General features: G+C 60.8%; 13 protein-coding genes. 12 read left to right on the top strand and 1 reads right to left on the bottom strand.

Annotated elements, in window-relative coordinates:
• The first annotated feature begins 81 nt into the window (after window positions 1-81).
• The 11 genes from R1W00_RS05545 to R1W00_RS05595 all read left to right on the top strand — a co-directional run bounded on the left by R1W00_RS05545 (window position 82) and on the right by R1W00_RS05595 (window position 11,526).
• On the top strand, window positions 82-1,293 hold the full coding sequence (locus R1W00_RS05545) for a chemotaxis protein CheA (protein ID WP_317261733.1): 1,212 nt from the start codon (window positions 82-84) through the stop codon (window positions 1,291-1,293).
• Window positions 1,293-2,105 carry a protein-glutamate O-methyltransferase CheR gene (locus R1W00_RS05550; RefSeq protein WP_317261734.1) on the top strand — a complete coding sequence of 271 codons (813 nt, stop codon included), beginning with the start codon at window positions 1,293-1,295 and terminating at the stop codon, window positions 2,103-2,105. Before R1W00_RS05545 ends, R1W00_RS05550 begins: the two co-directional genes overlap by 1 nt.
• Window positions 2,105-3,181 (top strand): chemotaxis response regulator protein-glutamate methylesterase, encoded by a 1,077-nt coding sequence (locus tag R1W00_RS05555; protein ID WP_317261735.1) that lies wholly within the window; start codon window positions 2,105-2,107, stop codon window positions 3,179-3,181. The genes R1W00_RS05550 and R1W00_RS05555 overlap by 1 nt, the downstream gene beginning before the upstream one ends.
• Before the next feature lie 41 nt (window positions 3,182-3,222).
• Entirely contained in the window at window positions 3,223-3,744 is a 522-nt protein-coding gene (locus tag R1W00_RS05560; RefSeq protein ID WP_317261736.1) for a chemotaxis protein CheW, read from the top strand.
• A 3-nt stretch (window positions 3,745-3,747) separates the two neighbouring features.
• Window positions 3,748-4,485: a ParA family protein gene (locus tag R1W00_RS05565; protein WP_317261737.1), complete on the top strand. Its 738-nt coding sequence runs from the start codon at window positions 3,748-3,750 to the stop codon at window positions 4,483-4,485.
• A 317-nt stretch (window positions 4,486-4,802) separates the two neighbouring features.
• Window positions 4,803-6,581: a methyl-accepting chemotaxis protein gene (locus tag R1W00_RS05570; RefSeq protein WP_317261738.1), complete on the top strand. Its 1,779-nt coding sequence runs from the start codon at window positions 4,803-4,805 to the stop codon at window positions 6,579-6,581.
• 72 nt (window positions 6,582-6,653) lie between these two features.
• On the top strand, window positions 6,654-7,058 hold the full coding sequence (locus R1W00_RS05575; protein WP_317261739.1) for a response regulator: 405 nt from the start codon (window positions 6,654-6,656) through the stop codon (window positions 7,056-7,058).
• Between the two features lie 77 nt (window positions 7,059-7,135).
• Window positions 7,136-10,489 carry an Hpt domain-containing protein gene (locus R1W00_RS05580; protein ID WP_317261740.1) on the top strand — a complete coding sequence of 1,118 codons (3,354 nt, stop codon included), beginning with the start codon at window positions 7,136-7,138 and terminating at the stop codon, window positions 10,487-10,489.
• Between the two features lie 95 nt (window positions 10,490-10,584).
• The gene (gene fliS / locus R1W00_RS05585; RefSeq protein WP_317261741.1) at window positions 10,585-10,998 is read left to right on the top strand and encodes a flagellar export chaperone FliS; all 414 of its coding nucleotides are present in this window, start codon (window positions 10,585-10,587) and stop codon (window positions 10,996-10,998) included.
• The gene (locus R1W00_RS05590; protein ID WP_317261742.1) at window positions 10,995-11,303 is read left to right on the top strand and encodes a hypothetical protein; all 309 of its coding nucleotides are present in this window, start codon (window positions 10,995-10,997) and stop codon (window positions 11,301-11,303) included. The genes fliS and R1W00_RS05590 overlap by 4 nt, the downstream gene beginning before the upstream one ends.
• Before the next feature lie 10 nt (window positions 11,304-11,313).
• Window positions 11,314-11,526, top strand: coding sequence for a hypothetical protein (locus R1W00_RS05595; RefSeq protein WP_317261743.1), 213 nt, complete (start codon window positions 11,314-11,316; stop codon window positions 11,524-11,526).
• A gap of 9 nt (window positions 11,527-11,535) precedes the next feature.
• On the opposite strand, the gene R1W00_RS05600 is transcribed toward R1W00_RS05595, so the two are convergent.
• Window positions 11,536-11,688, bottom strand: coding sequence for a hypothetical protein (locus tag R1W00_RS05600; RefSeq protein ID WP_317261744.1), 153 nt, complete (start codon window positions 11,686-11,688; stop codon window positions 11,536-11,538).
• 286 nt (window positions 11,689-11,974) lie between these two features.
• Between R1W00_RS05600 and R1W00_RS05605 the strand changes: the two genes are divergently transcribed.
• Window positions 11,975-14,365: an ATP-binding protein gene (locus R1W00_RS05605; protein WP_317261745.1), complete on the top strand. Its 2,391-nt coding sequence runs from the start codon at window positions 11,975-11,977 to the stop codon at window positions 14,363-14,365.
• Window positions 14,366-14,378 lie beyond the last annotated feature (13 nt).

The raw sequence follows: 14,378 nt of genomic DNA on the forward strand, positions 1-14,378 counted from the left end.
ATGGGTGTCTATGATGACGCAGCAGAACCAACATAATTGGCGGGGGCCGTTGCCACGTTCCTGCGGAAAGGGGCTTTGACTATGAGCACCGAACCCGAGGTCGCAACCGACGCCCCACAGGCCAGCGCACTCATGCGTGTGTCTTCGGACAAGATCAGTCGCTTGATGGATCTTGTCGGGGAACTGTCGCTGAGCGTGTCCGAGACCGTGAACTCGCCGGAATTGCAGGGGCTGGAACTCAACAGCTTTGATGCCGCCGCGCACCGTCTGTCGATGATCGTGCGCGAGGTGCAGGATGCCGCGACGGACCTGCGTCTTGTGTCGGTGGACGAGGTGTTCAAACGTCTGCGCCGCATGATCCGCGAGATGGAGCGCGAGACCGGCAAATCCATCAATCTGGTGATTGAGGGCGGCGATACCGCAATTGATAAGCTGGTGTCGGACCGTCTCTATGACCCGCTCTTGCACGTGTTGCGCAACGCCGCCGACCACGGTCTGGAAGGCCCGGAAGAACGCGAAGCCAACGGCAAGAACCGCAAGGGCCGCATTACGCTTGGGGCCGCACAGGTCGGCAGCGAAGTCCGTATTATGGTGTCCGACGACGGGCGCGGCCTGAACCACGAACGCATTCTGAAAAAGGCCCGCGAAAAGGGGCTGTTCGGTCCCGATGAGGTGCCCGAAGCCGCCGTTCTGAACAAGGTCATCTTTGAACCCGGTTTTTCCACCGCCGAAAACGTGTCCAAACTGTCGGGCCGTGGCGTGGGCATGGACGTTCTGAACCAGACCATGAAGGAACTGCGCGGGCGCATTACCGTAGACAGCGCCGAGGGCAAGGGCACCGATGTGGCCCTGCATATCCCTGTGTCACTGGCGTTTCTGGATTGTATCATCCTGCGCCTTGGCAGCCGCATGTTCGCCATTCCGGTCGATGACATCGCCGAAATCGTCAAACCCAACTCGCAGGATCTGGTCGAGATTTCGGCCGATAACGGCGCCGAGATGATGCGCCTGCGTGGCGCGTTCGTTCGGGTGTGCCGACTAGAGCATTTCTATGACGAGAACGTCAGCGACCTGCGCCCCCTCAGCGACATGGTCACCATCGTCTTTAAAACCACAACCGGTCAGATCGCCGTACCCGTGGATGAGGTTCTGGACCGCCAGCAGGTGGTCATGAAGCCCATGGTGGGCGCGCTTGCCAATGTCCGCGCCAGCTGGGGCTGTGCGCTCTTGGGCACGGGCGAAGTGGCCGTCGTTCTGGATGGAGAGCGTTTGTCCCAAGGAGGCGCGTCTTGATGCACGATCCGCAAGTTGACCAGAACGGGTATGATCAGTTGCGCAGCTGGCTCAGCCAACGCTGTGGGATCACCTATCCCGATCATAAAAAGGAACTGCTGCGTCAGCGCCTGATGCGCGTGGTGCGCTCGTTTGATTGCGGCGATCTGAACCGTCTGGCCGTGGATGTCATCCGGTCCGAGCGCCATGAGGTGCAATTGGCGGTGATGCATGCGGCGTCCACCAACCACACGTTCTTTTTCCGTGAGCGTGAGGTGCTGGACAACTTCACCAATATGATCCTGCCGGACCTGCAGCACCGCGAAGAAATCCGCATCTGGAGCGCGGCCGCCTCGACCGGTGATGAGGCCTATACGATCGGCATTCTGATTGCCGAAACGCTGGGGCAGGGCGCGCTGGCGAAAACCCGTATTCTGGGCACGGACATCAGTGCGCCGGTGGTCGACCGCGCCGAGATGGGCGTTTACGCGAAACGCCAGTTCGACCAGACGCCGCCCGATATCCTTGCACGCTATTTCACGCCGATGGGTATTGAACAGTTTCAGGTGAAACCGGAAATCCGCGCGACCTGTACCTTCCGCCGGATGAACCTCAAGGCGACGCCTTACCCGTTCAAGAACCCGTTCCAAGTCGTGTTCTGCCGTAACATTCTTTACTATTTCGACCGCGCCGATCAGGTCGCAACCCTGAACGCGGTCTATGAGGTCACGGAACCCGGCGGATGGCTGGTCACCTCGGTCACCGAACCGATCCGTGATTTGGGATCCAAGTGGAAACAGGTCGAACCCGGTATCTATCGGAGGGACGGCTGATGGCGGATCGTCCACCGATCAAGGTGCTGATCGTCGATGATGCCGCCATGATCCGACGGATCCTGTCGCTGGGTTTGGGCAAAGACCCTGGTATCGAGATTATGGGCACGGCGGCCTCGCCCGAGATGGCGGCGCGGATGCTTCAGACCAAGCAGCCCGACGTGATCACGTTGGACATCGAAATGCCGGGAATGGATGGGGTCAGTTTTCTCAAGACCTACATGCCGGACCGCGCGATTCCGACCGTGGTGATCTCGTCCATGACGCGGCGCAGTGCGCAAGTCACGGTTGAGGCGCTTGAGGCGGGTGCGGTCGATGTGATTTCAAAACCTGTGGTCGGATCGGACACGGGTCTGGCCGATATGATGGTCGAAATCCGCCGGCGCGTGAAGGCGGCGGCGACGGCGCGTCTGCGCAAGCTGGGCGAGCACATCAACCACCTGCCGCCCAGTGCCGAAACGGCATCGGCGAAATACAATCGCGATTGGGTAATCGCGATCGGATCGTCGACGGGCGGGGTGCAGGCGTTGGCGCGGATTTTGCCAGATTTTCCAGCTACTTCTCCGCCTATTGTCGTGACCCAGCACATGCCCAAAGGGTTTACCGCGTCCTTTGCGCGCCGCCTTAATGACAGTTGTACGGTCAGCGTGCGCGAGGCCCGCGATGGGGACGAGCTGACCCCTGGTGTGGCCTATATCGCGCCGGGTGGGGACAAGCACATGACGGTGGTCAAACATGGCCGGTCCTACTTCATCTCGATGGTGGACGGGGACCCCGTCTGTTTTTCTCGCCCCTCGGTTGATGTGCTTTTCAAATCGGTGGCCAAAGCGACTAACGGGAATTGCTCGGCTGCCGTTCTTACAGGTATGGGCCGCGATGGCGCGCAGGGATTGCTGGAGATCCGAGCGTCAGGCGGACGCTGTGTGGCTCAGGATGAGACCAGTTCAGTCGTTTTCGGCATGCCCCTTGCAGCATGGGAGGCCGGAGCCGCCGAGCAACTGGTTCCATTGGATGAAATACCCGTGTGCTTGCTCGACTCGGTCGGGGCACGCGGAAAAACGGCCCCAGCCCGATAGGGCGATGTCGGAATGAACCGAAACGGGAAAGGAACGATGACATGAACGAGGCTGTGGCGCGCGAGGCCGCGAATGAAGCCGATGAGGTTCGGACGGTCGAGGACGACAACATCGACGATATGTACCTGACGTTCAAAGTCGGGGATGAGGATTACGGCGTGGTCATCAGCGTGGTGACCGAGATCGTCGGGATGCAACGCATCATGGGGATCCCTGATGTGCCCGCTTACATCAAGGGCGTGATCAACCTGCGTGGCAAGGTAATCCCGCTGATGGATGTGCGTCTGCGGTTCAACATGCCCGAGCGCGAGTATGACGAGCGCACGGTCGTGATCGTTCTGGACGTGGGCGAGGCGCCGATGGGTCTGATCGTGGACCGCGTCAGCGAGGTTCTGGAAATCCCCGCCAGCCAGATCGACCGCACCAACAACGGTCCCGCCAATGCAGGGCGCAGCGTCGTCAGCGGCCTTGGCCGGATTGATGAGCGCGTGGCGATCCTGCTGGATGAAAACCTGCTGGTGTCCGACAGCGATGTCTCACTGGCTGTCGAGGTGGATGCCTAAGCCATGCGGATCATGATCTTCAACCAAAAGGGCGGCGTCGGCAAAACGACCACAGCGATCAACCTTGGCGCGGCATTGGCACGCGCGGGTCAGAACGTGGTGGTGGCCGATCTGGACCCGCAAATGCATCTCAGCGCCGGTTTGGGCCTTGGGGATGCAGGTGCGGACTGGACCGTGGCCCAGTGGCTTGAAGGTCAGGACGGCACGCCGGCCGAGATCGACAGCGAAGAGGGTCTGCGCATCATTCCGGGCACCTCGACGACCGATTGGACGGTGGACGAGGTCGCGCTGGATATGTGCGGCGCGGACTGGCTGTTGATGGATGCGCCGCCCGTATGGTCGCCCCGTCTGGGCGCGATCATGGCGCAAAGTGACATCGTGCTGGCCCCTGTCGAGGCCGATTTCCTTGGCCTGCAGGGCATCAACCGCCTGATGCGCACGATGCAGGACAACGATCAGAGCTGGGACAAGCTGCGGTTCCTGCTGTGTCGCTACATTCCGCGTTTGCGGGTGCATCGCGAGGTGCGCCGCATTCTGGAACGCCATTTCGGCGCAGAGGCCGTGTTGCCCACGCCGATCCGCAATTCCGTGCGCCTGTCCGAGGCGCCGGGGCAGGGGGTCAGCATTTTCGACCACGCCCCGGGTACAGCAGGGGCAGAAGATTATGCCGCTTTGGCGCAGATCGCGCTGAGCGGGTTTCAAGGTGAACCGGTTAACGAGGAACGAAGGGAAGCAGGATGAGCGAGGACAAAAAGCGACCGCGAGGCCGTAGCCCGTCCAAAAGCCCACCCAAGGCACCGCCCAAGACCCTACGCAACAATCCGTTGGATTGGGTTGATGGCGCGGCTCCGCCCGAGGGGAGCAGTACAGCGGACACGCCAGACCAGGCCAGCTCCGCCCCCGCGCCAAAGCCCCCGAGAAAAAGGGCCGCGCCAAGGCGAAAGCCAGCCCAACCCGCCGCCGCATCAGGGTCTGCGGCATCAACCTCACCGGCCCCGACCGGACAGACACAGACAGACACGTCCCCCACGGGTGACACTTTTGAAGGAACCGAACCAATGACTACGGACAGCTCGGCAAGCGAACAGGGCAAGTGGCTGGAGACGCCGGCTACGAAGTGCTTTGAGAAAATGCGGACCCCCATCCTGATTGCGGATGCGGATTACGTGATCCGTTTTGCGAACGACGCAACGGTGAAAATGTTCCAGAAAATTGAGGACAAGCTGCGCACGGCCCTGCCGCATTTCCGCGCCAATGACCTCGTGGGCAAGAACGTGGACATCTTCCACGCAGACCCCTCGCATCAGCGCCGCATCCTTGACCGGATGTCGGGCCCGCATGACGGGGAAATCCACCTTGGCGATACGCATCTCTATTTCACCGTGACGCCGATGTTCGACCCGAACAAACGCGACGCAAGCGACTGGCTGGTGGTCGAACTGGAAGACCGCAGTGCCGAGATCGAAGCGACCAACGTGCGCAAACGTCTGAACGATGAACTGGTGGCGATGGCGGCTGCGCATGACGTGGGTGATATCGACGTCTTCGTGGATGCAGACAGCTATCCGGAAATGACCGCCGCGATCGCAACCCGCGTCAACGAAATGGTACAGGCCCACATCCGCACCAAGAAACGCGCGATGGCCGTGGTCGCCGCATGGGGCGAGGGCGATTTCGACGTTCTGCCCAATGCCGAGCATTATTCGGGTAAGCGTATCTTTATCTACGACACGCTTGAGGCGGTTCGCGTCAACATGAAGAAAATGGTCGGCGATATCACCGAACTGTCGGATGCGATCATCCGCGGTGAGCTGTCCAATGAGGTCGACGCCAGCGGCTATAAGGGCGAGTACAAAGAGATCATTGAATCCTTTGCACGCTGCTATAACAGCCTGAACCTCAGCTTCTCGAACATCAAATCGCAGGTCGACCAGATGTCGCAGACTGTGATCCAGATGAACGAGGCCTCGCGCTCGCTTGCGACCAACTCGCAAATCGCGTCCTCGTCTGTGGATGAGGTGTCGGCCAGCGCCGAGGAAACCGACAGCCAGGTCACAGCCAACGCCGAAGCCGCGCGCAACGCCAACAGCCTTGTTCTGGCGGCCTCCGATATGGCTACGAACGGCAAGGGCAAGATTTCCGACATGGTCACCGCCATGCAGGGCATCAACTCGTCCTCGCAGGATATCGCCAAGATCATCAAGGTCATCGACGAAATCGCATTCCAGACCAACCTGCTTGCTCTGAACGCGGCGGTCGAGGCGGCACGCGCCGGTCAGCACGGTCGCGGGTTCGCAGTGGTGGCCCAAGAGGTGCGCAACCTTGCCGGGCGCTCAGCCAAAGCGGCACGCGAAACCTCGGATCTGATCGAAGATGCGGCCCAGCGTGTGACCTCGGGCGTGAAAATCGCCAGCGAGACCAGCGAGGCCTTTGAAAAGATCGCCGACGACATCGACGCCGTGCGCACCCTTGTCGAAGACATCAACCGCAGCTCCAGCGAGCAGTCGCGCGGTGTGGCCCAGATCAACATCGCCATCGGCGAAGTTGCCAAGACGGCGCTGGCCACCAGCGAGCAGGCGGATGAACTGGCCGCGACGGCCCAGCAAATGACCTCGGCCAACAACCTGATCAAAGAGGAGCTGAACCGCTTCTCGCTGAAAGAGGTCGAAACCTCGGTCGCCGGTCTGGAAGGCCTTGGTCTGAACGGTCTGTCGCCTGACATGCTGGCCAAGATCAAGTCGATGATCGGTGGCGGCGGTGGCGCACCGGCCCCGTCCTCGGCACGCGGCAAGACAGGCTCGGGCGATGTCGATGAGCGCGGTTTCGGTAACTTTTAATGGGTGCGGGGCGGTGTGACGCCGCCCCACTTACCCATGGTCAAAACGTGTGAAAGCACAAAAGGAAAGCACATGACCTACAAAGTAATGGTAGTCGACGATGCTGCGATGATGCGGCTGTATATCTCGAGCTTCCTCAAAACGCTGCCTGACTTCACCATGATTGCACAGGCAAACAACGGCCAAGAGGCATTGGACAAGCTGGAAGAGAACCCCGACGTGGATCTGATCCTCTTGGACATCGAGATGCCGGTGATGGACGGGTTGGAATTCCTGCGCCACGCCAAACTGCGCACGCGGGCCAAGATCTGCATGTTGTCCTCGGTGACGGTGTCGGGTTCGCCCCACGCGGCCAAGGCACGGGAACTGGGCGCCGACGGTGTCGTGGCAAAGCCGTCGGGTACGGTGTCCCACGATTTGCAGGAAAAAACCGGCGACGAACTGACACGGGTCATGCGGTCCTTGATGGCCGCCTGATCATCCGCCCCCCACAGGTGTGGGATTTGAAAGACCCCCCTGGGGACGTGTGACCGAACAGAAAGGCAGCGGAGACGATGTCGGACGAAATGGACGAAATCTGGGCCCTTTTCGCAGATGATGGCGGCCAATCCCTCGACGCTATGGAAGAGGCGCTGTTGGCGCTTCAGGATGGTGAAGGCGACCAGACGGAACACGTCAGTGCCCTTTTCCGTGCGGTTCACACGTTCAAGGGGAACTCGCGGGTTCTGGGTCTGGCCGTGGTCGAAAGCCGCGCCCACCTTGCCGAGGACCTGATCGGTCTGGTGCGCGACGACGGCGTGCCGCTGGATGAGGGCATCCTTGAGGTGCTGCTCTATGCGGGCGACGTGCTGCGTAACATGCTGGAGGAAACTGCCGCCAACCGTGCGGACGTGGACCCCGCACCGTCCGAAGATCTTAACAATCAGCTCAAGGCGACGATCGCGCGTTGCACCGGTCAGGAAATCCCTGAACCCGAAGAGACCGCCGCGCCGACTGAGACTGCCGAGGACGAGCCGGAAGAGGCCGAGCCGGCCGAAGACGCGCCCGCCGAAGAGACGGCGGAAGAGCCCGCCGAAGAACCCGCAGGTGATGACGCGCCCGCCGAGGCCCCCGCAGCACCCCCCGCGGGTCTGATGGATGCGTTCAGCATGCTGGGCGAACTGGCCGCCGATGATGACGGCTCGAGCAGCGGAAACGACGATTACGATATTTTCGAGGACAAGGGCGAAGGCGTCCCTGTTTCCGAAGACGAACCCGAGCCCGAACCGGCCCCCGAACCCGCCGAGGGCGACGGTCCCCAGATGGTTGCCATCGACAGTGGCGGCACCGGTGGCATGACCGCCGTGGTCGAGGCCGTCGCGGCCCCGCCGCCGAAATCCAGCCGTCTTGAGGAACCGGGCTATCGCGAGATCTTCACGAACATGGTGAATGACACCGTGGAGAAACTGACCTCGTTGATCCAGACGCCGCGCGACACCGCCGAGGCGACGCTCAAGGTTGCGTGGGGCAAGGTCGATAGCCTCGCCTATGCGGCCGAACAGATGGGTCTGGACGATTGGTCCGAGACGCTGGGCGAATTCGTGACGGCCGCCAAGGCCAACGACGCCCCGACCGCCGAAGGTGTGGCCGAGGACATCGCAACCGTCACCGAGACGATCCAGAAAAAACTGGCCGAGGTATTTGGCGAGGGCGGTGGACAGACCGACCTGGCCAATGACATGCCGGGCATGTTCGAGGCGCTGCAGGGCATTTTCCAAGAAGTGTCCGCGATGGGCCTCAAGATGGCGGGCGATGAACAACCGTCGGACGCCGATCAAAAGGACCTGTCCCAGCGGATCATCGACATCGCTGAACCCACGGGCTGTGTCCGTGTGGTCGAGGCCGCCGAGAACCTCGGCAAGGCCGGAAACCACGAGGATTTCCGCGCGGCCGAACTGAAGTTCTACGAAGAACTGGCCGCGATTGAGGCTGTCCTGCCCGAGGGCAGCGTGTCGGTCGAAACCCTGCCCAGTGCCGTTCTGGCGACGTGGTGTGCGGATCATATCTTTGACACGCTGAGCCAGATCCGCGACGTGCTGGACAACATCCGTGCGCGCGGCGATGACCGCTCACGCAACTTCCGCCGCTTTGACCGGTTGATGCGCCTGTCCTATCACGCCAGCCGTCATTACCAGATGGACACGGCGGCCCAGCTGACCATGGCCCTGATCGACCTGTTCTCGCGGGTGGAACTGGGCGGGGCCGAGCCGGATGGCCTGCTGACCCACATCGCGCGCGGCTTTGTCGACACGATGGAACTGGTGTTTGACGCGCTGGATCAGGGCGATACACCTGACACCGCGATGATCGAGAAACTGTTCGAGGAAGCCTCGAACGCCTGTTTCGCCTCCAGCGGTCTGGTCACGGCACGCACGATCGAAAAACGTCTAGGCCTGCCCAAGTCGTTCCACCGCGTTCTGTCACCAGAAAGCGTTAAGGTCGCCGTTGAGTGCATTGAAAACAATAATAACTTCTTTGTTCTTCGCGCGGACCTGAACGAGGACGATGAACTGGCCGAAAAGTTCCTTGAGTGGGTCAGTTCCGGTCAGGCGACGATGATTACCAACGTCACCGTGTTTCAGGAAGACAAGACGATCTTTGACTTCCTGATCGCGACGACGCTGGATGAACCCCAGATGACCGAGGTGATCGTGCTGATGTGTCCCAAGATGGACAATCTGCGCCTTCAGTTCGCGCTTGAGGTTCAGGAACTGGAAGAGGAAGACGAGGAAGGCGCGGACACCGCCGGACCGGCCCAAGACATGGGCGGCGGGATCAGCACGACCCAGACCTTGGCCATGCTGGAAACGATTGGTGAGATTTCAGCCGGTCAGTCGATGGTGCAGCACATGCTGGCCGATCTGTGTAGCGCCGATCTGATGCATGAGTTGGACACCGCCGTGCGCGATGCGGCGATCCCCGCCTTTGACCTGAAACAGCGCCGCGTGTTGCGCGATGTGATTGAGGCGTTCTCGCTGAAGCTGCAACAGGTCAGCGAGGCCGAGGCGCAACTCAGCGAACAGTTGAACATGCTGCAGGAAGAAAGCGTCGCGATGCGGTCGCGTCCGGCTGATGTGCTGCTGAAACCGCTGGGGGCCTTTGTGGAAACAGAGTCCCGCAAGTACGGGCGTGAGGTTCGCCTGTCCAGCGAGGGCGGCGACACCATGCTGGATCAGCACGTGATGGAGGAACTGCGCGGGTTGCTGCGGTCGATCATCACGCTGCGTTTGCGCTCGGATGAGCCGTGCACGAAACTGCACGCCTCGGTTCACCGCGAAGAAGACCGCGTCAGCATCATCCTTGAGGACGACAGTTCCGCCGCCGTTGAGGGCGAACGCTGGGACGAGGTTAAAAAGATCATCAAGAAGAAGAACGGCGAATTCCGCGCGGTCACACTGCCGGGTGGGGGGATGCGGTTCTATCTGGCGATGCCGCTACAGATGGTGGTGCTGGACGGGATGGTCGTGCGCGTGCGCGATGTGCGCTACGTCGTGCCCATCGACAGCATCTTGCGCATCCAACAGGGCGACGGTCCGTCGATCAAGAAAATCTCGGCAGAACGCGGCCAGAAAATCCTGCGCATTGGTAAGGACGAACATGTCCCGATCCGTGCTCTGGCGGGGAGCCTGAATGCCAGCGACAACGATGACACCGCGCCCGAGGGCGACGCCAAGAAAATCTATGTCATCGTGCGCAACTCGGTTCAGCAACTGGCCATTCCGGTCGACGAATTGCTGGGTCAGCAACTGGTGCTTTTGCGCCCGCTGCGTGGGGTTTTGTCGCGTACCCGCGATTTAACCGGCGTTGCTCTGCTGGCCGGTGGCGAAGTTGGTATGGTTCTCGCAGTAAGCCGTTTGCGGGCGGCCTGAGTGTTCAAAAAGCCCTTAAAACATTAACAGTTTAGGGATGTGTGACGTTGTCGAATGTATCACAAGGTGAAAACTCGAAGTCAGGGGACGATCCGATGAACATAGCGTTCGCCCGCACAAAATACCGCAAGGCCAACAATCCGGCCTCGGTCGAGGTGCAGAGCTCACACGAGATCATTCAGACCACGTTGCGGGAACTGGAGCGATCCCTAGAGGTCCTTAGTGCGGCCCAGTCCGCCGGGAATGCCTTTCCCAGCGATCACATCAACCGCTCGTTCACGGCGATCTATATCCTGCAATCCAGCCTGGATTTCGAAAAGGGCGGGGATTTGGCGGTGCGCCTGTTCCAGCTCTATGAATATTGCCGCCTGCAGACCCTGCGCGCGTTCAAGCGCGAAGAAAACTGTGAGCTGAGCCAAGCGCACGAGGCGATTTCCGGTATCCTGTCGGCGTGGACCGATATTGCGGCGGATGTCGATCAGGGCAAAGGCAAGCCCGACAAAGAATGAGCAATCCCTCACATACCGCCCACGGGGCGCATCTGTTGGCTTTGGCACAGGACATGTGTGCCGCCGCCAAAGAGGGCGATGCGGCACGGATGCGGTCGCTGGACAACACCCTGCGCTCTGAGGCGATGGCGTTCATGGGCACCATGCCCCTGTCGGGGGATACGGCCGAATGGGGTCTGTCCACGATGGGCGAGGTGATTGATTGCGTGAACAAGGCGCGCGCCGAAATGCAGGCCCATCAACAGCGCCTGCACAAAGCCCGCGATCAGGACCGGCGCATCCGTCTGGTCTATAGCCGGAAATAGGGGCGCAGCGATGTTCGGGACCACCTGCGCCATGTGTCGTCGTATCCGGATGTTTCTGGTGATTGCGGCGGGTCTGATCGTGATGATCGGCATGAAACCCGCGGGCATGGTCGAACTGGCCGGACGTTTGCCGGCCATCGATGTGATAGCATGGGTGATGATGGCGGCGGGTTCGGTCGCCTTTGCGGTCCGCTATTGGCAGTATCGCAAGACCCGCGATTAAGGCGCCGGTTCAGCCGAACCAGCGCGCCAGATAATCGCTCAGGGCGCGGACACGACGACGCGCGCGGCCCTTCCGGTCAAACCGTACGATTTCCACGGTGATTGCGCGGGGTTCTGTGTCCCCTGCGGGCCAAGCCATACGGGCGTCACTGGTATCAAACATCGGTATTCCTTTCGTTTTCTCCACCCATGCAAGGGCTGTGCCACGGCCCGGTGACTTGGTCAGGGAACGCGCCTTGCCTGAAAATTATGCGAAAAATCACATGAAAGCGGGGCGGTGGTGTGAAAACCTTCCTTCCGCCCTTGCGTTGTGACTAAAACTAAAGAACAGTATCTGTACTAAAGACCATGCTGTTTTTGGATCGCGGCATGGGATGTGTGTTCCCTGTTTTGCGCTGTGCTTTGTACCAGATCCTCCGACGCCAAGGCACGGCGTTAGAAAGTTCGTGATGTCACGTGGCGACGAAAACAACCTCATGCAGGAAATTGTCGAGCTAAGCCGTTTTCCGGTTTTCTTGCTGGACGGCAACCTGCGTGTCGTCTTCGAGAACTCAAAGGCCAAGGCTTTGGATATCTCTGCGGCTGCGGTTGTGGAGACGCTGAATTCGGCTGAATGCCGGTTGCTGCTTCAGCAAACCCGCGAGGTCGGTGACACCATGCGCGCGGTTCTGAGCTTTGTTGATGACGCCGGCGCGTCACGTGAGGTTGTGTGCGGCGTGTCCTATCTGGAAAAGGCCGCGCCTGGCGGTCTTTATGCGATTTGGCTGGATGTCGAGGACATGGAGGGCAAGTTCCGCCGCATGCGTGAGCGTGTGGAGGTGCTGAATGCCGATCTGCTGCGTGCGCGCCGAAAAGAGCGTCGCCTGCGGATGATGTTTGATGCGGTTGAGGACGGCATGGCCGTTCTGGACGAATTGGGCAATATCGAAACCGCCAATCCTCAGTTCGCCGCCATGGTGTCGAAAACGGAGCCCCAGTTGCTGGGGCGTCCGCTTGACCGTGTGCTGGACCTTGGGGCGAATGCGTCGCGCCTGATGATAGAGGGCAACCGCACCGAGGCGTTACAGTCCCTGTCCGGTCGGCCCTTTGGTGTGCGCATCGACACACCGGACGGGCAGGGGGTTTCCGCCGAAATCCGGATCAGTGCGGTCTCGTTTCGCCGGTTGGATAGTTTTGTGATCGTGCTGCGCGAGGATGAGCGCACGACCGCAGGCGATATGGCCGACCGTCAGGATGCCCTGACACAGGCGCGCGACGAACTGCGCGAGAAAGAGGCCCGCCGAACCCGCGCTTTGGGCGTGATCAGCCATGAGATGCGCACCCCCTTGGCCGCGATTATTGCGGCGGCAGATTTGATTGAGGGCGGGGGTATTTCCCCCGCTGATCAGGCCAAGCTGGTTGCGGGGCTGCGCCTGAACGCCAATGAGGCCTTGCAGGAGGTCAGCAACCTGTTGGAATTGGTGCGAATGGAAAACGTCGGTTCGGACGTGATCCCGACGGTGGATTTCAACCCGCTGCGCCTGCTACGGGAACTGGTGAATGCTCAAATGCCGTTGGCCAAGGCCCAAGGGATCGATCTGCGCTTTCAGGCGGATCTGGGCGGGCAGTACCTTGTGCGCGGTCATCAACACCTGTTGCAACGGGCCGCGCAAAACCTGATCGGGAATGCCTTGAAATACGCCCCCGGCGCGACGGTGACGGTGTTGGTGCGCTGTAGTGTACAAGAGGACCGGTTGGACATGACCCTGTCGGTGTCGGACACGGGGCCGGGGATTGAGCAGGACAAAATCGCCGATCTGTTCACCGCCTTTGAAACCGGTAGTCTGGCGGTCGACAAACTGCACAGCAGTACGGGTCTGGGCCTGAATATCGTCAAACGTTCAGTCAATATTATGGGGGGGACGGTCGATGTGCGGTCTCGCGTGGGGGCGGGGACGACCTTCCGCGTCAAGGTGGGGTTTGCTTTGCTTGGACCCGACCCCGATGTCAGCGACACGATTGCGGACACAATTGTCGGTGCCCCAGCCGGTGCGCCGCAAAAGAAGCTGCACGTTCTGGTGGCCGATGACAATGATATCAATCGGTCGCTTTTGCATCACTGGTTGGACTTGCAAGGCGTCAGTGCCAGCGAGGCGCGCGACGGCTTGGCGGCTCTCGCCGCGGCTGAGGCACAGGCGTTCGATCTGATCTTTATGGATTTGGAAATGCCGCGCCTGAACGGTCTGGAGGCGACACGCCGTATTCTCGCCGGAGGGAGGTCGCACACTGCGCGCATCGTCGGTCTGACCGCCCATCGGGTTGAGGACGTGTTGGCCCCGTGCCAAGAGGCGGGCATGTATGAGGTTCTCAGTAAACCCATCAGCCTGCGCCAGATCCAGCACCAGTTGCGGGTCGTTGGAGATCGCCCCGAGGCCACCCCGCGTGCGCATGCGTCAAGCGCATGGCAAGACGCGGCGGATCAATCAGACTCCTCCACCCAGCCCTTGTTGGACATCGAGGCGTTCGAAACCTATTGCCGCAACGCGGGTGAGGAGTATCCGCGTCAGGTCAGTGCAAGCATTCTGGAGATCGAAACCGCGCTGGCGCGGATCAACGCAGCCTTGCACGACGGGGCGATGTCGGTGGTGGCCGATCTGGCCCATGACAGCGCGATCAAGGCGCGGGCCCTAGGGGCGCTGGAACTGTCCAAGCGCCTGTTGCAGATCGAGGTCGACGCCCTTCAGGATCGCCGCCACAGTCTGCAATCGCGGCTGGATGGGATGCCGATGACCCTGCTCAGTACGCGCCGCATGATCGAGATGTCCGAGGCCCGCGCACAGGCCCGCGCCCGCAATTCCTAAGGTAAACGGGCCT

This window comes from Rhodovulum sp. FJ3 (assembly GCF_032918305.1).
Taxonomy (GTDB): domain Bacteria; phylum Pseudomonadota; class Alphaproteobacteria; order Rhodobacterales; family Rhodobacteraceae; genus SAT37.